Source organism: Rhodoferax sp. OV413 (genome assembly GCF_900104385.1).
GTDB lineage: Bacteria > Pseudomonadota > Gammaproteobacteria > Burkholderiales > Burkholderiaceae_C > Rhodoferax_B.
The window spans coordinates 348,553-368,862 of sequence record NZ_FNJA01000002.1 but is presented as its reverse complement, the minus strand read 5'-3'; the positions used below and the strand labels follow the sequence as shown (position 1 = coordinate 368,862).

The following is a 20,310-nucleotide window of genomic DNA, read 5'->3' as shown; positions in this document are numbered from 1 at the left end:
GGATCAAACGGTTGCACCCGCGTTGGGATCGTTAGGGTCTTCTTCTTTTTTGCCGGTCGACTTGACCAGGTCTTCGCGCTTGATACCCAGCCACATGGCGATGGCAGCCGCCACAAACACCGACGAATAGATACCAAACAAGATACCGATGGTGAGCGCCAGGGCAAAGTAATGCAGCGTGGGGCCGCCAAACAACAGCATAGACAACACCATGATCTGGGTAGAGCCATGCGTAATGATAGTGCGGCTGATGGTGGAAGTAATCGCGTTGTCGATCACCTGCATCGTGCTCATCTTGCGAAAGCGCCGGAAGTTCTCACGGATACGGTCAAAAATAACCACCGATTCGTTCACCGAATAGCCCAGCACCGCCAGCACCGCCGCCAGGACCGGCAGCGAAAACTCCCACTGGAAGAAGGCGAAGAAGCCCAGGATGATCACCACGTCATGCAGGTTGGCGAAGATCGCCGCCACGGCGAACTTCCACTCGAAGCGCACCGCCAAGTACAGCATGATGCCGACCACCACAAAGGCCAGCGCCTTCAGGCCGTCGGCAGCCAGCTCGTCACCCACCTGCGGGCCGACGAATTCGGTGCGCTGCAGCTGGACCGAGGCATCCAGTGTCTTCAGCGCGGCCAGCACCTGGTCGCTCTGCTGGGCCGAGGTCACGCCTTTTTGCACCGGCATGCGGATCAGCACGTCTTTGGAGGTGCCGAAGTTCTGTACCTGCACATCGTTCAGGCCCAGGCCGGCGATCTGCGTGCGTACCTGGTTCAGATCGGCGGGCTGCGAATAGCTGACCTCCATCAAGGTGCCGCCGGTGAACTCGACCGACAGATGCAGGCCACGCGAGAACAGGAAGAACACCGCCGCCACAAAGGTCAGGAACGAAACGATATTGAATACCAGCGCATGCCGCATGAACGGGATGTCGCGGTGGATCTTGAAAAACTCCATGGTGTCGCGTCCTTACTTGGCGTTGGTTTCAACAGCGGCATCGGGCCGCCATACGGTGCCGATGGACACGGTCTTGAGCTTCTTCTGGCGGCCGTACCACAGGTTGACCAGGCCGCGCGAGAAGAACACGCTAGAGAAAATACTGGTTGCAATCCCCAGCACGTGCACCACGGCAAAGCCGCGCACCGGGCCGGAGCCGAAGGCCAGCAAGGCGACACCGACGACGGCGCTGGTAATGTTCGAGTCCAGAATCGTCGCCCAGGCGCGGTCGAAACCAGCATGGATAGCAGCCTGTGGCGAGGCGCCGGCGCGCAGCTCTTCGCGCACCCGCTCGTTGATCAGCACGTTGGAGTCGATGGCCATACCCAGCACCAGGGCCATGGCGGCCATGCCGGGCAGGGTCAGCGTGGCTTGCAGCATGGACAGCACCGCCACCAACAGCAACAGGTTGAACGCCAGCGCGATGCTGGAGAACACGCCAAACAGCATGTAGTAGCAGCACATGAACAGTGCCACCGCCAGGAAGCCCCAGGTCACGCTGTGGAAGCCTTTGGAGATGTTATCTGCGCCCAGGCTCGGGCCGATGGTGCGTTCTTCGATGATTTCCATCGGTGCAGCCAGCGAACCGGCACGCAGCAGCAGCGAGGTATCGCTGGCTTCTTGGGTCGTCATGCGGCCCGAGATCTGCACCCGGCCACCGGCGATTTCAGAGCGGATCACTGGCGCCGTCACGACTTCGCCCTTGCCCTTTTCGAACAGGATGATGGCCATGCGCTTGCCGATGTTCTCGCGCGTCACGTCCTTGAAGATGCGCGAACCCTTGGCGTCCAGCGTCAGATTGACGGTGGCTTCATGGGTCTGGCTGTCGAAGCCGGGCTGGGCATCGGTCAGGTTTTCGCCGGTCAACACCACTTGTTTCTTGACGATCACCGCCTGGCCACTGCGTTCCAGATAGCGCTCGGCACCAAACGGCACGGCGCCCGCGCCCACAGTGGCCGAAGCGGCTTCGGTGCTTTCGTCCACCATGCGCACTTCCAGGGTGGCGGTGCGGCCCAGGATGTCCTTGGCCTTGGCCGTGTCCTGCACGCCGGGCAGCTGCACCACGATGCGATCCAGGCCTTGCTGCTGAATCACCGGCTCGGACACGCCGAGTTCGTTAATACGGTTGTGCAAGGTGGTGATGTTCTGCTTCAGCGCCTGGTCCTGCACGCGGCGCGCGGCCTCGGGGCGGATGGTGGCGGTGAGCTTGTACTCGGTGCCGTCGGGCGCATCGGTGGCGATGAGGTCGGGGAACTGGTCCTGCACCACAGCCTTGGCCGCGGCCAGGGTTTCGCTGTCGCGGAAGCGCACTTCGATGGCCTGGCCATTGCGGCTGATGCCGCTGTGGCGCACGTTCTTGTCGCGCAGGATGCCGCGCAGATCGCCGCTCAGCGATTCGGCCTTCTTGGTCAGCGCGGCCTGCATGTCGACTTGCAGCATGAAGTGCACGCCACCGCGCAAGTCCAGGCCCAGATACATGGGCATGGCATGCAGCGCGGTCAGCCAGGCGGGCGAGCGCGACAACAGGTTCAGCGCCACCACATAGTTGGCGTCATTGGCGTCCGGTACCAGGGCTTTTTGGACCACGTCCTTGGCCTTGAGCTGGTTGTCGGTGCTGTCGAAGCGGGCTTTGACCGAGTTGCCTTCCAGGCCGATCAGCTCGGGCGTGACGCTGGCAGCTGCCAGGGCTTCCTGCACCTTGGCCAGGGTGGTGCTGTCGATCTTGACCGAAGCCCGGGCTGCAGAAATCTGCACCGCCGGAGCTTCACCAAACAAATTCGGCAGGGTGTAAATGGCCCCCACCAGTAGCGCGACCAGAAGGATCACGTACTTCCATACCGGGTATCGATTCATGGTCGCGCTTGGATACTCACACTAATAGTTACTTGACCGAGCCCTTGGGCAAGACTTGTACAACGGCGCTGCGCTGCAATTGGACGACCACGCCATTGGCGATTTCCAGGCTGACCGAACCTTCACCCAGGCTGGTGACCTTGCCCAGCAGGCCGCCGGCGGTAGCGACTTCGTCGCCCTTGGCCAGCGCGTCGATCATGGCGCGGTGCTCTTTCTGCTTCTTCATCTGGGGGCGGATCATCACAAAGTACAGCACCACAAACATCAACACCAGCGGCAGCATGCCGGTCAACGACGACATCATGTCGCCGCCAGCAGGCGCAGCGGCGGGGGCGGTTTGGGCGAAAGCAGAAGAAATGAACACAGAAGGCTCCAACAGCAAATGACAAAAATAAAACCCGCAGACAAGGCTTGGCGCATGCCAAGCACCCAGGCGGGGGTAGAGCGGATTGTATGCGGCTGTGTTAGGCCTTCGCCATCAGGGCTTGCCATGGCGTAGGGGCTTCCAGGTTGCTACACTTTCAATAGCTGTTAGCGCAGGTTAAATAATCGCCAGAGCCTGATTTCATGTATTTTTCAAGCTGGCCTGCAGCGCATCCCACTGCACGCGGGCTGCCGCCAGGTGTCGCGCCCGCACATGGCCGTAGCCGCGGATTTGCTCTGGAATCCGCGCCAATTGCACCGCCGTGGCATGCCGTTCCGGTGTCAGCTGCGGCAGCAACTCGGCGATGCTGTCGCGGTATTCCTGGACCAGCGCGCGCTCGCCGCGCCGCTCTTCGGTATAGCCAAACGGATCGAAGGCCGTGCCGCGCAAGCCCTTCAACCGGGCCAGCAGACGGAAAGCCAAGCCCATGCCCGGGCCAAAGCTCTGCTTCTGCAGCTCGCCCTTGGCGTTCTTCTTGGCCAGCAGCGGCGGCGCCAGGTGGTAGCGCAGCTTGAAGTCGCCCTCGAACTGCGACTGGATGCGCGCCAGAAAGGCCGGGTCGGCCTGCAGCCGGGCCACCTCGTACTCGTCCTTGTAGGCCATCAGCTTGAACAGGTAGCGGGCCACGGCCTCGGTCAGCGGCAGGTGCTTGTCCAGCGGCAGCTCCGCCTGGCGCACCTGCTCCACAAATACGCGGTAGCTGTCGGCATAGGCAGCGTTCTGGTAGCCGGTCAAAAACTCTACCCGGCGCGCCAGCATCGCTTCCAGCGATTCGCGCGCATGCCAGGTGATGGCCTGGGCCGGCGCGGCCACGCTGGCCGGGTCGACCGCGGCGCGGCGGCCCCAGGCGAAGGCGGTCTTGTTGGCCTCCACCGCCATGTCGTTGAGTTCCATGGCGCGCAGCAGCGAGGCCAACTGCAGCGGTACCCAGCCTTTTTGCCAGGCGTAGCCCAGCAGCATCGGGTTAGCGTACAGGCTGTCGCCCATCAACCGGTTCGCGGCCGCATCGGCGTCGAAGCTGGCTACAGCGTCCAGGCCCACCGCCCGCACGATCTCGGCGCTGCAGGCCTGGCTCGGGTTCTGCCAATCAGGGTTGTGCACAAAGGCCGCCGTTGGCGCGCTATGGGTGTTCAGCGCCACATGGGTGCGGCCGGGGCGCATGCGCTGCAGGGTTTCCTTGCCCGCCGTGACCACCGGGTCGCAGCCCACAACCAAATCGGCGCCGGCCAGGCTGACCCGGGTGGTGCGGATGGCGTCCTGGCTTTCGGCCAGCAGCACATGGCTCCATGTAGCGCCGCCTTTTTGCGCCAGGCCGGCCGCGTCCTGGGTGACGATGCCCTTGCCTTCCAGGTGCGCAGCCACGCCCAGCAACTGGCCCAGGGTGATGACCCCGGTGCCGCCGACCCCCGCCACCACGATGCCCCAGACGCCGGCAATCGGCGCCAGCGCGGGCTCAGGCAGTGGGCTGCCGGTGAACGGCGACAACGCCTGGGCCGGCGTCTTCTTGCGCAGCTGCCCGCCTTCCACCGTCACAAAGCTCGGGCAAAAGCCCTTCAGGCAGGACATATCCTTGTTGCAGCTCGACTGGTTGATCTGCCGCTTGCGGCCGAACGGCGTCTCCAGCGGCTCCACGCTCAGGCAGTTGCTTTGCTCGCCACAGTCACCGCAGCCCTCGCAGACCAACTCGTTGATCACCACCCGCTTCGCCGGGTCGACTAGGGTGCCGCGCTTGCGGCGCCGGCGCTTTTCGGTGGCGCAGGTCTGGTCGTAGATGATGATGGTCGTGCCCTTGATCTCGCGGAACTCGCGCTGGATCTCGTCTAGCAGGTCGCGGTGCTTGACCTCCACGCCGGCCGCCAGCGCTATACCTGCGTACTTTTCCGGCTCGTCCGTCACCACTACTGTTTTGATAGCGCCTTCCGCAAGCACCGACTGCGCAATCTGCACAACCGAGTGTCCTTCGGGGCGCTCGCCGACCTGCTGTCCACCGGTCATGGCCACAGCGTCGTTGTACAGAATCTTGTAGGTGATGTTGACGCCGGCGGCTATTGCCTGGCGGATCGCCAGCAGGCCGCTGTGGAAGTAGGTGCCGTCGCCCAGGTTCGCAAAAATGTGCTGGTCGGTGGTGAACGGCTGCTGGCCCACCCAGGGCACGCCCTCGCCGCCCATCTGGGTGAACCCAATCGTGCTGCGGTCCATCCAGGTGGCCATGAAGTGGCAGCCTATGCCGCCCATGGCGCGCGAGCCGTCTGGCACCACGGTCGAGGTGTTGTGCGGGCAGCCCGAGCAGAACCAGGGTGCGCGCTCGGCCGCCTTGGCGCTGATCTCCACCGCCAGCATGGCGCGCTCCTTGGCGTCCAGCACCGCCAGCTGGGTGTCGATGCGCGCGGCCACGTCCTCCGGCACACCCAACTTCTTCAGCCGCTGGGCAATGGCCCGGGCGATCAGCGCCGGCGACAGGTCGGCATTGGCGCGCAGCAAGGTGTTCGCCGTGGGGTTGGCCATAGACCACTCGCCACCGCTCTGGTCGCCTTCGGGTTCGTTGAACTTGCCCAGCACATTCGGGCGCACATCGGCGCGCCAGTTGTACAGCTCTTCCTTCAGCTGGTATTCGATGACCTGGCGCTTTTCTTCGACCACCAGAATCTCCTGCAGGCCGATGGCGAAGTCGCGCGTCAGCTGCGCCTCCAGCGGCCAGACCACAGCAACCTTGTGCAGGCGCAGGCCGATGCGCTGACAGGTGGCGTCGTCCAGCCCCAAGTCCAGCAGCGCCTGGCGCGTGTCGTTGAAGGCCTTGCCGCTGGCGATCAGGCCAAACCTGTCGTTCGGGCCCTCGATCACGTTGTAGTTCAGCCGGTTCGCGCGGATATAGGCCAGCGCGGCGTACCACTTGTAGTGCATGAGCCGCGCTTCCTGCTCCAGCGCATGGTCGGGCCAGCGGATGTGCAGACCACCGGGCGGCATCTGGAAGTCGGTGGGAATCTTGATCTGCACCCGCTCCGGGTCGATCATCACCGTGGCGCTGGACTCGACGATCTCCTGGATGGTCTTCATGCCGGCCCACACGCCCGAGAAGCGGCTCATGGCAAACGCGTGCAGGCCCAGGTCCAGGATCTCCTGCACATTGGTCGGGAAGAACACCGGCAGCCCGCAGGCCTTGAAAATGTGGTCGCTCTGGTGCGCGGCGGTCGAGCTTTTCGAAATATGGTCGTCGCCGGCCACCGCAATCACGCCGCCGAACTCGGTGGTACCGGCCATGTTGGCGTGCTTGAACACATCGGAACAGCGGTCCACCCCCGGCCCCTTGCCGTACCAGATGCCGAACACGCCGTCGAACTTGTTGGTGCCCGGTGGCGAAAAGCCCAGCTGCTGCGTGCCCCATACCGCGGTGGCGGCCAGTTCTTCGTTCACCCCCGGCTGGAACACGATGTTCTGCGCCTTCAGGTACTTGCCAGCCTTCCACAGCGCCTGGTCGTAGGTGCCCAGCGGCGAACCGCGGTAGCCGCTGATGAAGCCCGCCGTGTTGTGCCCCTGCTGCGCGTCGCGCAGGCGCTGCAGCATCGGCAGCTTGACCAGGGCCTGGACGCCGCTCATGAAGGCGCGGCCGTAATCGAGGCGGTATTTGTCGTCGAGCGTGACCGTCTCTAAGGCCTTGCGGATGTGTTCGGGCAGGGGGGCGTTCATACGGCAGCTCCTGGCTCGACGCCAAATCCCGTGCGTCCGGCTTCGCCGCCCGCGCTGTATATGTGCCTGCGGCGCAAGCCGCTGCGCGGCTTGTCGTCCAGCGTGACCGTCTCTAGGGCCTTGCGAATGTGTTCGGGCAGGGGGGCGTTCATCGTACTTTGTCTCCAACGGAGTGGGCTCCGCTTTGCCGAAAAGTGTATGCCTGCACCCGCGGTAAGTGTTTGCGTTTTTTGCCTCGTTTACCCCACTACACGAAAGGATCTTGCGCAAATACAGTCAATTCATGACTGCACTTGATAAATTCGACTTGACGATCCTTGATGCCCTGCAGGCCAATGCCCGCCTGACCAATGCCGAGCTGGCCCAGCGCGTGGGCCTGTCCGCCGCGCCCTGCTGGCGGCGCGTGCGCGCGCTGGAAGAAGCCGGCTACATCCGCGGCTACCGCGCCGAGATCGACCGCCACAAAATCGGCCTGGATGTGCTGGCCTTTGTGCGGCTGGACGCAGCGCAAAACAACGGTCCAGCGCTGCAAAGCCTGGAGGAGGCGATCCGCCTGATCCCCGAGGTGGTGTCTTGCCACTACATCAGCGGCACGGGCACTTTCGAGCTGCAGGTGGTGTCGCGCGACCTGAATACCTTCAGCCAGTTCGCCCGACAGGTGCTGGTGAATCTGCCGAACGTGAAGGATTTGCACACCAGTTTTTCACTGGGAGAGGTGAAGGGGAATGGGGTGTTGCCGTTGGGGCATTTGGCGGGGTAAAACGGCAAAAATTGTTAGATTGCAGTGAGTGGTTACCGCCGCAACTTCAAACCGCGACGACCTTATTTATGACCGATCTCGGGGACCGCCAACTTACGCCTCACAGCAGTCCGCGGCTTCGGCACAGGCTTTTGTTGGTAAACCCACAACGCCAATACGCCAGTGAGTACAAATAAAAGCAATAGCATCGCGCCGATTGGATATTTTTCCAAGGCGGCTAAAAGTGCAGTGATATCCGAAACGGTTGGAATTGAGGAACCCATGTTTGAATTGTCCCTGGCGAAAAATGAACGTCAAGGCACAAGTCTGATAACAACTTGTGGATAAGTACGCAGCCCAAAGTTACGCCTTTTGCTCCACGATTGTGGACCTCATGCTCCAATATCGCGGGCGTTTACAGGAGCAGACAGCCGGCCCGGCGTTGCCGGGCTCGCGCCCTAGGCGCGAAGTGGCGCTGCGCGCCACCGATCCCGCTCCCCGGGGTCCCCCTCTGTATGCGCCGAGGAGCGCAGCTTTGGGCGGATCAGGGCTGGCGTTGTTTGAGGCCGTAGGCCGAGTTTAGCCAGACCCCGCACAAAGCGAGCACCGCAGGTTTCCCAGTGCGATCGCGCTGGGACGCAGACAGTGGGGGCGCCTTTCTTTTGGTGACTTTTCTTTTGCGCAAAAGAACAAGTTACTGCGCCGCCGGGCGCATACCCGGCCGGGGATTTCAGTCAAATCTACTCAACAACGTTAGAGAACGGTTTGTGCACATGCTATTCAAAACTATCCACAGAAGAAAAGCTGAATCTACTCAGGCTTTCCCCATGTTATCCACAGGCAGATTGCACTTGGATAGATGTCCAGATTCAAACTGAGCTTCATTGGAGAGCAATCTGGACATACATGTCCAGATTCGGGTGTCACGGTAGAAAAGCCGCTTCATCAAAAGCCCCCAGAAGCCGCGATCAACCTGCCAAGCTACAGACCTCGGCCAGGGCCTGTTTCCCCCGTAGCGGTCGATCTGGCAGGCCTGTTTAAAGGGCATTTAACGCCTCATTGAATGCCTTGGGCGCCCACGTTGCGCTTCGCCAAGATCGTGGAGCGCCCGAATTAAGATCGTGGACCGCCAATTTTTTCCGCCCACCCCGCCAGGCCCCGCTAAGTCATTGATAGACCTCAAATTTCCCGCGATGGCCCACCATGTCCCGCCCTATCCCGCTTTCCTCTGTGATCGTAGCCCTGCACAGCTCCCGCTCCCCCGCCGTGTGGCGTCGGCGAGTAGCGCAGGGCTGGGCGGATCAGGGCCTGCGATTGTCTGAGGCCGAAGGCCGAGTTCGAGCGGGACCCCGCTCAGACCGAGCAACGCAGCGTGCCCGGAGCGCAGCGTAGGGACGACGACTTCGGCTCGCCTTTCTTTGGGTTACGTTTCTTTGGCGAAGTGTATGGACCGGGTACCTAGGTAACAGGTGTGCGGAGACATAGTAAACACATAGCTCATGGTTTGCCCAGCGCATTCATATCCAGATGCATGAGCGGCTGATGGCAAAAGTAAGCGTCATAACAGCCGTCGTTCTGCCGATCAGGCCGCATCGCAATAGGCAGCCGATGCAGGGAACTACTCAAGTGCAATCGCAAACCTTTGAACTTGATAAAGCCGTTCCAGCCCACTTCAATGACCGTGTCGTCTGGGCTGTACTCAATCGGTTTCAGGGTTAGAGGAAACTTGCGCGGGCTCAGGGCGTAGCGTTGGGTGGGTGTTTGCAATCCCAAGGCGTCGTGGGGGCGCTCATGGTTGTAGACGCTGCGCCACCGATCAAAGGCTTGCTGGGCCAACTCCAGGCTGGAAAAACTGCGGCCGTTGAGCACTTCTGCCTTCAGAGAGCGGTGGAAGCGCTCCAGCTTGCCGTTCGTTTGCGGGTGGTAGGGCGTGCTGTGGCTCACCCTGATGCCCAGCCGTATCAGCCAGATACTTAGATCGCTCAAGCTGTGCGGTTGTGCTGCGCGTGGGCTACCCCAAGGTCCACCGTTGTCGGCGTTGATACGTACGGGCAGTCCGTAGTGTTCAAAGACGCGCTGCAAATGGCATTGCACGCTGGGAGTATCGGGTCTGGCGCACGCGCTGAGTGTGAGATTGAAGCGCGAGTGGTCATCCAACAGCGTCAATGGATGGCAGCGCCCGCCGAGCGTTTCAAAATAGCCTTTGAAGTCAATCTGCCACAACGCATTAGGGCAGTCATGTTCAAAGCGCAGCCAAGGCGTTGCAGCCAGTGATGCCTGGGGGCGAATGAGCCCATGTCGATGCAAGATGGCTGTGACGGTGCTGGGTGGGGGCGCACCCGCCAGTCCCTCGTTGGCCAGCACGCGCGCAATCTTGCGACCACCCCAGCAAGGATGCTGCTGGCGTAACCCAACAACAGCATCTTCAACGCTTGCGGCACTGCGCAAGGGTCTGCTGTGGGGGCGCGACGAGCGCGGCTGCAAGCATGCCCAGCCTTCCTCTCGATACCGACCCAGCAACGCATAACCAGCCTTGGGGCTGATGCCAAAACGACGGCATAAGTCGCGCCTGTTGGCACCCGGCTGCAAGGCCAGTTCCACGAACTCACGCTTGAGGTCCATAAGGTTCCTTGTTTGCCAGGCCATGTACTTCTCCTCGCGCATCTCGCGCTGGAAAAGTGTTACCCATGTCCTCGCACACCTGTTACCTAGGTACCCGGTCCATACAGCGAAGCAAAGAAAGGTGACTGCGCCGCCGGGCGCACCACCCGGCTGACCATGCCAGTGGCACCAACTCTCTCACAGAGATCACAAGCCTTTTAGGCCTCTAGCGTTTATTTCAATTGCGCAAGCAGCTATGCATTAAATAGCAATTCACCCCCCCTACATGTCACCCCAGATTGCAGTTGCAACACGGCATGCGTGTCCACGACACACAGTATTGGCCGCCGCTTGGGAAGATCACCCCATCGCAACAAACAACCCAAAGGATTCACCATGACACGCTCTATCAACCGCATCGCCGCTGCCGCCCTGATCGCCCTGGCCGCCGGCCCTTTCATGTCTGCCCAAGCCGCTACCAATGACGCCGACCTGGCTAGCGCTGTGCAGTCCAGCCTGAGCAACTCGCTGGGCAGCGATGCCAGCAACCTGACTGTGACCGCCAACAACGGCAACATCACCTTGCACGGCTGGACCCAAGGCCCACAAGAAGAAGCCAAGGCCCGCTTTGTCGCCAGCAAGGTACCCGGCGTGCACAACGCTTACAGCTCGGTGCGCACCTTCTCCAGCGACAGCAACGAGTAAGCGCTGCGCGCCGACACGGCGCAATGATTTCCCCCAGTGTCCCGAACACACGGTGCAGCCTCCGGGCTCAACGTAGCTGCCGGGTTAAGGCCTCTGCCGCATGGCATCCATGCGACAGGGGCTTTTTTTTGCACCAAAGAAAAGGCACCCCCACTGTCTGCGCCCTCCGCGGGCTCTCTGCGCCCCATCGCGCCTAGGGCGCGAGCTGGGTGAGTGGTTGTGTTGCTATGGATTTACGCGAATATTTTTGGTGTCAAAAAGGCAGTTAGCGCTTGTTTTATTTGCACAGGCTGCTATCAAAATAGTAAGCCTTTCCTTCAAACAGCCCGCACTGCCACGCCGGTGTCACACAGTCTTTCTAGCATCGTGAAGTTTTGTAAATCCACAGAAAGCTTCCACGATGACCGCATCCCTGCGCCCCGGCGCTGACTCCCACCACGAAGACAGCAATACCAGCAACAACCCCAGCATTTCCAGCCTGATCGACACCCGCCTGAGCCGCCGTGGCGTGTTGCGCATGGGGGTGGGCACGGCCGGTGCCGCGGTGATGGGCAGCTTTGCGTTGACCGCCTGCGGTGGCGGCGGCGGTGATGCTGCGGTCGCGGCGGACTACAAGCTCGGCTTCACCGCGGTCGAGAAGAGCCTGCTGGACGTGGTGGCCGTGCCTTCGGGCTATACCGCCAACGTCATTTACGCGCTGGGCGACCCATTGACCTCGGGCACGGCTGCCTACAAGAACGATGGCACCGATACCGACTTCGACAACCGCGCCGGCGACCACCATGACGGCATGGAGTACTTCGGCCTGAACGCCGCCGGCACCGCCCGCGATGCCAACGGCTCCAGTCGTGGCCTGCTGGTGATGAACCACGAGGCGATCACCGACCAGTTCCTGCACGCGGCCGGTACCACCAGCGGCACCCGTCCAGCCAGCGAGACCGACAAGGAAATCCCGGCCCACGGCGTGTCCATCGTCGAGGTGGCGAAGAACGGCGCGGGTGCCTTCGTCTACAGCCAGGGTTCGGCCTACAACCGCCGCATCACGCCGCTGACGCCGGTCACTTTGTCGGGCCCGGTCAAGGGCAATGCGCTGGTCAAGACCTTGTACTCGACCAACGGCCAAGCGGCCCGCGGCACCATCAACAACTGCGGCACTGGCTACACGCCCTGGGGCAGCTTTTTGACCGGTGAAGAAAACTGGGCTGGCTACTTCACCCGTGTGTCCGGCGACGACACGGCGCGCGGCGGTGCCACTGCCAAGAGCGTGGTGTCACTCAAGCGCTATGGCCGCACGGCCGGCGCCGCCAGCCGCCACGGCTGGGAAACCACCGGCAGCGCCGACCAGTACCGGCGCTGGAACATCAGCCAGACCGGCGTATCCAGCGACGGCAGCGACGACTACCGCAACGAGCTGAATACCTTTGGCTACATCGTGGAAATCGACCCGTACGTGAAGACCGCGGCCATCCGCAAGCGCACCGGCCTGGGCCGCTTCGCGCACGAAAGCGCATCCTTCGGCAAGCTGACCGCGGGCAAGCCGCTGGCTGTCTACATGGGCGATGACTCGCAGGGCGAGTACATGTACAAGTTCGTCTCCACCGCGCTGTGGGCCACGGCCGATGCCAACCCCAGCGACCGTATCGCTACCGGCGACAAGTACCTGGACAGCGGCAAGCTGTACGTGGCCAGGTTCGCCGCCGATGGCTCGGGCAGCTGGATCGAACTCAACATCAGCAACAGCGCGATTGCCGGCTACGCCACCTATGCGTTTGCCGACCAGGCCGATGTGCTGGTCAACGCCCGCCTGGCCGCCGACGCCGTGGGCGCGACCAAGATGGACCGCCCCGAATGGTGCGCGGTGCACCCCACCACCGGCGAGATCTATTACACGCTGACCAATAACAGCAACCGCAAGCTCGAGCCCACCGGAACACAGTTCGGCCTGGACGCGGCCAATCCACGCTCCTACCAGGACGCCAAGATTGGCGGCAGCCTGGGTGCGGCCGGCAACATCAACGGCCACATCGTCCGCATGGCCGAAGCCGGTGGTGAATCTGCCGCCACCAGCTTCACCTGGGACGTCTACCTGTTCGGCGCCGAGGCCGGTGCCGACCTGGCCAAGGTCAATCTGTCGGCCCTGACCGCGTCGCAAGACTTCTCCAGCCCCGACGGCCTGTGGTTCAGCCGCAGCTCGGGCTTCTGCTTCATCCAGACCGACGACGGCTCGTACACCGATGTCACCAACTGCATGATGCTGATCGGCAAGCCCGGCACCGTGGGCGACGGCACGACCGCCACGTTGAACTACACCAAGGCTGACAGCAGCACCGTGGCCGTGACTACCCGCGTCGGCGCCAAGCCCACGGTGGACACGCTGCGCCGCTTCCTGGTCGGCCCCAAGGACTGCGAAATCACCGGCTGCAGCGAAACCCCTGACGGCAAGACCGTGTTCGTCAACATCCAGCACCCGGGCGAAACCATCAGCAAGGCCAACATCACCGACCCCAGCAAGTTCCTCAGCCATTGGCCTGCGAATGCCGGCTACGGCGCTGGCGGCACGACGACGGCCCGCCCGCGTTCGGCCACGGTGGTCATCACCAAGAACGACGGCGGCGTGATCGGCACCTGAGCATCTGCCAACTGAGCTCCTTCGCCCCACCCCGGGCGAAGGGGTTTATCCGACGGCATGGGCGTGCCGTCGGATAAACCCAACCTGGCTTGCACACCATGAATCTGCTTTTCCCCCTGGCCGCTCTGGTCGCCGCATCCTTGGCCGCCTGCGGCGGCAGTGACGAAGCAGAGCCTTCCGTCGCCTCGGTGCGGCTGATCGGCGAGCAAACCATTTCCAACAGCTTGCAGGTCGACGCCACCCTGGTTGGCGGCCTGTCGGGCATCGACTACGACCGCGCCAGCAACACCTGGTACCTGGTCAGCGACGACCGCTCGGACAACAACCCCGCGCGCTACTACACGGCCCGGCTGGACTACAGCCAGAGCAGTTTCACGGCGGTGCAGGTGCAAACCGCAGTCAGCCTGAAGCAGGCCAACGGCAGCACCTACCCGAACCGCACGGCCGGCGGCCTGGTGGTCGACCCCGAATCGCTGCGCGTCGACCCGCTGAACAACAGCCTGTGGTGGACCAGCGAAGGCGACCGCAGCCTGGGCCTGGACCCGTTCGTCGCCCAGATGGGCAAGGACGGCAAGCTACTCGCCACCCTGCCCCTGCCCAGCCTGTTCAAGATGAACCCCACGGAGAACAAAGGCTCGCGCAACAACGGCACCTTCGAGGGCCTGAGCTTCGCGCCCGACGGCCAGTCGCTGTGGGTGGCGATGGAGGCCCCGGTGTACGAGGACGGCCCGCTGCCCACGCCCACCACCCCGGCCGTCACCCGCTTCACCCGCTATGACCGCAGCGGCACTGTGCTGGGCCAGTATGCCTATGCGCTGGACGCGATTCCCGCAGCACCCGCTACCGGCAAGAACGCCGACAACGGTGTGCCCGAGATCCTGGCGATCAACGGCCACCAGCTGCTGGTGCTGGAGCGCGCCGGCGTGCAGGGCGCCGACAACAACTACAAAAACTATGTGCGCCTGTACGAGGTGGATACCGACGGCGCCAGCAATATCAACGGCGTGGCCGCGCTGGTCGGCGCCAGCTACACGCCGCTGAAAAAGCGCCTGGTGCAGGACATGAACAGCCTGGGCCTGGCCAAGGTGGACAACCTGGAAGGCATGGCCTGGGGCCCGCTGCTGGCCAACGGCCGGCGCAGCCTGGTGCTGGTGTCGGACAACAACTTCAACGCGGCCAGCCAGATCACCCAGTTCCTGGCGTTCGAAGTGCTGCCGAAATAAAGCCTAGCGGGTCGGCGCGCCCTTGCAGATCGACTGCCCCGGGGGCGGTGTCTGCGACCAGCGGTCGCCGCAGACCGCATAGCGCAACTTCTCGCGGCAGACCAGGCCGCTCAGCCCGCTGCTGCATTCGGCGGCCAGGCGCTCGTTGAACACCTCGTCGATGGTCTTGGCTTTGGGCGCAGCGGGCTTTTCTACCGCTGCGGGCTCCGGGGCCGGCACGGCTGGGGCCGCGACCGTCGCTACAGGCACGACGGGACTGGAAGCCGGGGCCTTGGCGGGCACGCGCTTGGCCACCACCGGCAGCGGCTTGCTGTCTGGCAGCGGCGCTGGAATCGATATGGGCTCGGCCAGGGCTTTCAGCGCTTCGGCCTGGGCCTGCTCCAGCCGGGCCGGCATGGCCGCAGGCGCGGCCACGGCCGGTGGACTGGGCGGCGTAGCGATGGCAACCGCCGTGCTGCGCTGGCCCAGCAGCGCATAGCCACCGCCCAGCAGGACTACCGCCAGCACCAGCCCTAGCATGGCCAGGCTGCGGCGTGGCTTCGCGGCAGCGGGCGTTTCCGTGGGGTGGCTGTTGGCTGCAACAACGTTTGCCCGCGTGGTGGCGCCACCGTGGGTGCAGGCCTGGCCGTCGGGGGTCAGCCGATTGCAGATGCGGCACAGTGTCAGGTCCGCAAACGACTGCAGGCAATGGTTGCAGAATTTGGCCCGCGGTCTACATACTTTGTGGCAGCTGGGGCAGGTCAGGTTCATGCGGAAGTACGGCGGAAGTCCGTGGGGGTGTAGCCAAGGGCTGAATCTTCGCATTATTCACACTCTTAACGATGCCCAGGCTAGGCCATACTGGCGCTTTCAAGTCCGCTGCCATGTCTGTTGATCCCACCGCACTTCCCGTCGTCATCGTGCTGGCCGCTGGCCGTGGTGAGCGTTTTGCCGCTTCCGGCGGCCAGGTGCACAAGCTGCAGGCGCTGCTAGCCGGCAAGCGCGTGCTCGACCATGTGTTGGCCGCGGTGCAAGCCAGCGGCCTGCCCAGCCATGTGGTGCATGCCGATGCCTCGCGCCCCGGCATGGGCGACTCGATTGCGGCCGGGGTGCGTGCCACGGTCGATGCGCCCGGCTGGCTGATCCTGCCGGGCGATTTGCCGCTGTTGCGCGGCGCGACCTTGCGGGCGATTGCGCTGGCGCCGCCGGCGGCCGTCACGCTGCCGCAGTACCAGGGCCAGCGCGGCCATCCGGTGCGCTTTGCCGCGGCCTGTAGGACAGAGCTGTTGGAATTAAAGGGAAATCAGGGTGCAGCGCAGATAGTGCGGGCGCAGGCTGCTATGCATTCCGTAGCGGCACTGGAGGTGGACGACCGAGGGTGCGTCACCGACATCGACACGCTGGACGATTTGCTGCGCGCCGAGCAGTGGCTGGCGCAGCAGTAGCCGGGCAGCGGATGGCTTATCCGCCGCCGGCTTGCAGGCCTTACTCGTTGCTGTCGCTGGAGAAGGTGCGCACCGAGCTGTAAGCGTTGTGCACGCCGGGTACCTTGCTGGCCACAAAGCGAGCCTTGGCTTCTTCTTGTGGGCCTTGGGTCCAGCCGTGCAAAGTGATGTTGCCGTTGTTGGCGGTCACAGTCAGGTTGCTGGCATCGCTGCCGAGCGTATTGCTCAGGCTGGACTGCACGGCAGTAGCCAGGTCGGCGTCATTGCTGGTAGCGGCTTGGGCAGCCATGAAAGGGCCGGCGGCCAGGGCGATCAGGGCGGCAGCGGCGATGCGGTTGAAAGAGCGTGTCATGGTGAATCCTTTGGGTTGTTTGTTGCGATGGGGTGATCTTCCCAAGCCACGGCCAATACTGTGTGTCGTGGACACGCATGCCGTGTTGCAACTGCAATCCAGCGTGACATGTAGCGGCTCGGATTGTTGATATCGAATCAATAGTATTTTGAGGATTACAGGGTTTTTCTGCAAAGACATCGCCGCCACACTCCTGCCTAACCCATACAGGAGTGTTTTCCATGCCTATTGCCTTGCTTGCGCTGACCCTCAGCGCTTTCGCCATCGGGACGACCGAGTTCGTCATCGTCGGCCTGCTGCCCACTGTGGCCGCCGACCTGGCCATCAGCCTGCCCTCGGCCGGCCTGCTGGTCAGCCTCTATGCGCTGGGTGTCGCCATCGGCGCGCCGGTGCTCACCGCGCTCACCGGCAAGCTGCCGCGCAAGGCCTTGCTGCTATCGCTGATGGTGGTGTTCACCGCCGGTAATCTGCTGGCCTGGCTGGCGCCCAGCTACGGGTCGCTGGTGTCGGCGCGCATCCTCACTGGGCTGGCGCATGGCGTGTTCTTCTCGATAGGGTCGACAATCGCCACCAGCCTGGTGCCTAAGGAAAAGGCCGCCAGCGCCATCGCCACCATGTTCACCGGCCTCACCGTGGCCCTGGTCACCGGCGTGCCGCTGGGCACCTTCATCGGCCAGCACTTTGGCTGGCGCGAAACCTTTCTGGCGGTGTCGGCGCTGGGCGTAGTGGCCTTCATCGGCAGCTGGCTGTTTGTGCCCAAGAACATCCGCCATACTGCGCCGGCCTCGCTGCTGCAGCAGGCCAAGGTGCTTGCCGAACCGCGCCTGCTGCTGGTCTACGCCAAGACGGCGATCGGCTACGGCGGTACCTTCATCCCGTTCACCTTTCTGGCGCCCATCCTGACCGATATCTCCGGCTTCAGCGCCGGCGCGGTGGGCTGGGTGATGCTGGTCTACGGCGTGTCGGTGGCGGTGGGCAATATCTGGGGCGGCAAGCTGGCCGACCGGCTGGGCCCCATCCCTGCGCTGCGCATTATTTTTGCGCTGCTGGCCGGCGTGCTGCTGCTGCTGAGCGTCACCGCGCCTTACAAATGGCTGGCGCTGCTGACCGTGCTGCTGTGGGGTGCCGTGGCCTTTGGCAACGTGCCCGGCCTGCAGGTGTACGTGGTCAAGCAGGCCGAGCGCTTTACGCCGCAGGCGGTGGACGTGGCATCGGGCCTGAACATCGCCGCCTTCAATCTCGGCATTGCCGGCGCCGCCTGGGCCGGTGGCCTGATCGTCACGCATTTCGGCCTGATCCACACCCCATGGATAGGCGCGCTGGTGGTGCTGGTGTCGCTGGCGCTTACCCAGTGGAGCGGCGTACTCGATCGGCGCCAGGGCATTCCACACCGTAGCGGCACTGCGGTGCCGGTCGGCCACTGATTTTTTCACTGAACTTCAAGGATTCAACATGAGCAACACACACAGCATTCCGGCCTTCGGCCTGGGCACCTTTCGCCTGCAAGGCCAGGTCGTCATCGACTCGGTGAAGAACGGTCTGGACCTCGGCTATCGCGCCATCGACACCGCGCAGATCTACGGCAACGAGGCCGAGGTCGGCCAGGCGATGGCCGAGAGCGGCGTAGCCCGCAAAGACCTGTTCCTCACCACCAAGATCTGGGTGGAAAACTATGCCCAGGACAAGCTGGTGCCCAGTCTGAAGGCCAGCCTGGCCAAGCTGCGTACCGATCAGGTGGACTTGACCCTGATCCACTGGCCGTCTCCCGGCAATGCGGTGCCGGTGGCCGAGTTCATGGCTGCGCTGCTGGACGCCAAGCGCCAGGGCCTGACGCGGCAGATAGGCGTGTCCAATTTCAATATCTCGCTGATGCAGCAGGCCATCGCCGCCGTCGGCGCCAGCGAGATCGCCACCAACCAGATCGAGCTGCACCCGTATCTGCAGAACCGCAAGCTCGCCGAGTTTGCGCGCAGCCAGGGCATTGCCATCACCTCGTACATGACCTTGGCCTACGGCAAGGTGCTGCACGATCCGGTGGTTCAAGCGATTGCCAACACCCACGCGGCGACTGCTGCGCAGGTGGTGCTGGCCTGGGCCCTGCAGCTGGGTTATGCGGTGATTCCCTCGTCTACAAAGCGCGCCAACCTGCAGAGCAATTTGCTGGCCCAGCAGCTCAAACTCAGCGATACCGAGATGGCGCAGATCGCTGCGCTGGACCGCGGCGAGCGCCTGACCAGCCCCGAAGGCCTGGCGCCGATCTGGGATTAGTCTTAACGCACGTACCCGGTCCGTAGCGCCTGCGCCCACTCGGGCCGGCCGCGTTGCTGCGCCAGCTGGGCCATGGCTTCATGGTGGTAGGGCACGGACAGCAGGGCGGCGGTCCAGCCGCCACCGGGCAGGCGCTCGAGCATCGCGTAGCGCGCATCGGGCGAACCGGTTTCCACCACGTGGGGCTCGGGCAGTTCGTCGTCGTACGCGCCCAGGCCCACGCTGCCAGGGTTGACCAGCAGCTGGCCGCGGGCACTGCGCAGCACGCGCGGAATATGGGTGTGGCCGCAGGCCACCAGGCCGGCGCTTTCGTCGCCCAGGCGTAGCGCGACCTCGGCCGGCGTGGCGGCCCGGGTCTGGCCTTGGCCCGGCAACAGGGTTTCCAGAAAGTATTCGATATCGCTGCTGGGCGTGCCGTGGCATAGAAAGATGCCACCGTCCAGACGCGCTGTGGCGGCCAGCCCGCGCAGCCAGTCCAGCTCCGGCGCTGTCAGTTGCGCCAGCGCATAGGCATCTGACGCGCCTATGCGTTCGGGGCCGTGGGTCAGGATTTGCCGCTCGTGGTTGCCGGCCAGGCTGAGCCAGCCTGCGTCCATCAGGAATTGCGCGGTCTCGCGCGGCAGCAGCGGTCCCGACAGGCTGTCGCCCAGGTTCACCACCCGGTCGGCGCCGCGCCGGCGGATGTCGGCCGCCACCGCTTCGAGGGCGGCCAGGTTGCCGTGGATGTCGGTGACGATGGCGAGTTTCATGGGGTGCGGCTAGGGACGGAGCGAAGCACTATAGCCCGGTGGTCCCCGCAACGAAAACGCCCCCTGCAGCGGCAGCTTGGCCGGTACAGGGGGCGTTGGCGGCCGCTTCAAGCCAGGGGGCTGAAGCGACGGGTAATGTAGCTTACTTGCTGCTTTCGTTCGAGTAGGTGCGCACGGTGCTGTAGGCATTGGTCACGCCGGGAACGGTGCTGGCCACATAGCGGGCTTTGGACTCTTCCAGCGGGCCCTTGGCCCAGCCGCGCACCGTGACATCGCTGCCATTGGCTGTGACGGTGATGTTCTTGGCGTCGTCGCCCATGGAGCTGGAGATGGCGCTTTGTACAGAACTGGCCAGGTCGGCGTCGGTGGCTGCATGGGCGGGCAAGAAGGCGCCAGCGGCCAGAGCGAACAGGGCGGAAGCGGCGATGCCGGTGATGGAGCGGGTCATGGTAAATCCTTGGTGTTGTTACACCGTTATTGGTGCGATGGGGTGATCTTCTCAACCCGCGGGTACGTCTGTGTGTCGGAAGTTGTACTGCTTTGTTACAGATGCAATCTAGGGTTAAACCCTAGGATGGTTTTGCTATGGAATGCAGAGCTGGTGACGCTGGTGCAATCTGCGTTGAATGCCAAAAAGGCCAATTTTTTAGGGACTGTGGCGT

16 protein-coding genes are annotated in these 20,310 nt (G+C 63.4%); 7 read left to right on the top strand and 9 right to left on the bottom strand.

The genetic code is table 11. The features are described 5' to 3' along the window. Positions 1-3: 3 nt before the first annotated feature. The 4 genes from secF to BLT66_RS09180 all read right to left on the bottom strand — a co-directional run bounded on the left by secF (position 4) and on the right by BLT66_RS09180 (position 6,958). Positions 4-957, bottom strand: coding sequence for a protein translocase subunit SecF (secF, locus tag BLT66_RS09195; protein ID WP_092757388.1), 954 nt, complete (start codon positions 955-957; stop codon positions 4-6). 12 nt (positions 958-969) lie between these two features. Further along, on the bottom strand, positions 970-2,850 hold the full coding sequence (gene secD / locus BLT66_RS09190) for a protein translocase subunit SecD (protein ID WP_092757387.1): 1,881 nt from the start codon (positions 2,848-2,850) through the stop codon (positions 970-972). A 28-nt stretch (positions 2,851-2,878) separates the two neighbouring features. Then, a complete protein-coding gene (gene yajC, locus BLT66_RS09185) occupies positions 2,879-3,214 on the bottom strand; it encodes a preprotein translocase subunit YajC (RefSeq protein WP_092757848.1) in 336 nt (111 codons plus the stop codon). Between the two features lie 201 nt (positions 3,215-3,415). Then, complete coding sequence (locus BLT66_RS09180; protein WP_092757386.1) at positions 3,416-6,958, bottom strand: indolepyruvate ferredoxin oxidoreductase family protein; 3,543 nt, start codon at positions 6,956-6,958, stop codon at positions 3,416-3,418. Between the two features lie 283 nt (positions 6,959-7,241). On the opposite strand from BLT66_RS09180, the gene BLT66_RS09175 reads away from it, so the two are divergent. Next, positions 7,242-7,718 (top strand): Lrp/AsnC family transcriptional regulator, encoded by a 477-nt coding sequence (locus BLT66_RS09175; RefSeq protein WP_092757385.1) that lies wholly within the window; start codon positions 7,242-7,244, stop codon positions 7,716-7,718. Positions 7,719-9,194: 1,476 nt separating this feature from the next. Here BLT66_RS09175 and BLT66_RS09170 read toward each other — a convergent pair. After that, positions 9,195-10,343 carry an IS481 family transposase gene (locus BLT66_RS09170; protein WP_092757847.1) on the bottom strand — a complete coding sequence of 383 codons (1,149 nt, stop codon included), beginning with the start codon at positions 10,341-10,343 and terminating at the stop codon, positions 9,195-9,197. 351 nt (positions 10,344-10,694) lie between these two features. On the opposite strand from BLT66_RS09170, the gene BLT66_RS09165 reads away from it, so the two are divergent. The 3 genes from BLT66_RS09165 (at position 10,695) to BLT66_RS09155 (ending at position 14,855) form a co-directional block, all read left to right on the top strand. Next, positions 10,695-11,003 carry a BON domain-containing protein gene (locus BLT66_RS09165; RefSeq protein WP_092757384.1) on the top strand — a complete coding sequence of 103 codons (309 nt, stop codon included), beginning with the start codon at positions 10,695-10,697 and terminating at the stop codon, positions 11,001-11,003. Between the two features lie 400 nt (positions 11,004-11,403). After that, positions 11,404-13,632 carry a PhoX family protein gene (locus BLT66_RS09160; RefSeq protein WP_092757383.1) on the top strand — a complete coding sequence of 743 codons (2,229 nt, stop codon included), beginning with the start codon at positions 11,404-11,406 and terminating at the stop codon, positions 13,630-13,632. A gap of 98 nt (positions 13,633-13,730) precedes the next feature. Further along, positions 13,731-14,855: an esterase-like activity of phytase family protein gene (locus BLT66_RS09155; protein ID WP_092757382.1), complete on the top strand. Its 1,125-nt coding sequence runs from the start codon at positions 13,731-13,733 to the stop codon at positions 14,853-14,855. Between the two features lie 3 nt (positions 14,856-14,858). On the opposite strand, the gene BLT66_RS09150 is transcribed toward BLT66_RS09155, so the two are convergent. Further along, positions 14,859-15,605: a hypothetical protein gene (locus tag BLT66_RS09150; RefSeq protein WP_092757381.1), complete on the bottom strand. Its 747-nt coding sequence runs from the start codon at positions 15,603-15,605 to the stop codon at positions 14,859-14,861. A 113-nt stretch (positions 15,606-15,718) separates the two neighbouring features. On the opposite strand from BLT66_RS09150, the gene BLT66_RS09145 reads away from it, so the two are divergent. After that, complete coding sequence (locus BLT66_RS09145) at positions 15,719-16,279, top strand: nucleotidyltransferase family protein (protein WP_092757380.1); 561 nt, start codon at positions 15,719-15,721, stop codon at positions 16,277-16,279. Between the two features lie 40 nt (positions 16,280-16,319). Here the strand turns inward: BLT66_RS09145 and BLT66_RS26770 are convergent, their stop codons facing one another. Continuing rightward, the gene (locus BLT66_RS26770) at positions 16,320-16,631 is read right to left on the bottom strand and encodes a BON domain-containing protein (protein WP_176955024.1); all 312 of its coding nucleotides are present in this window, start codon (positions 16,629-16,631) and stop codon (positions 16,320-16,322) included. Positions 16,632-16,852: 221 nt separating this feature from the next. Between BLT66_RS26770 and BLT66_RS09135 the strand changes: the two genes are divergently transcribed. Together BLT66_RS09135 and dkgB are read left to right on the top strand one after the other, a co-directional pair. After that, positions 16,853-18,055 (top strand): MFS transporter, encoded by a 1,203-nt coding sequence (locus tag BLT66_RS09135; protein ID WP_092757378.1) that lies wholly within the window; start codon positions 16,853-16,855, stop codon positions 18,053-18,055. A gap of 28 nt (positions 18,056-18,083) precedes the next feature. Beyond that, complete coding sequence (gene dkgB, locus BLT66_RS09130; RefSeq protein ID WP_092757377.1) at positions 18,084-18,899, top strand: 2,5-didehydrogluconate reductase DkgB; 816 nt, start codon at positions 18,084-18,086, stop codon at positions 18,897-18,899. Positions 18,900-18,901: 2 nt separating this feature from the next. Here the strand turns inward: dkgB and BLT66_RS09125 are convergent, their stop codons facing one another. Next, positions 18,902-19,648, bottom strand: a complete 747-nt coding sequence (locus BLT66_RS09125; RefSeq protein ID WP_092757376.1) for a metallophosphoesterase family protein — start codon at positions 19,646-19,648, stop codon at positions 18,902-18,904. A gap of 142 nt (positions 19,649-19,790) precedes the next feature. Then, on the bottom strand, positions 19,791-20,096 hold the full coding sequence (locus BLT66_RS09120; protein WP_092757375.1) for a BON domain-containing protein: 306 nt from the start codon (positions 20,094-20,096) through the stop codon (positions 19,791-19,793). Positions 20,097-20,310: the final 214 nt, after the last annotated feature.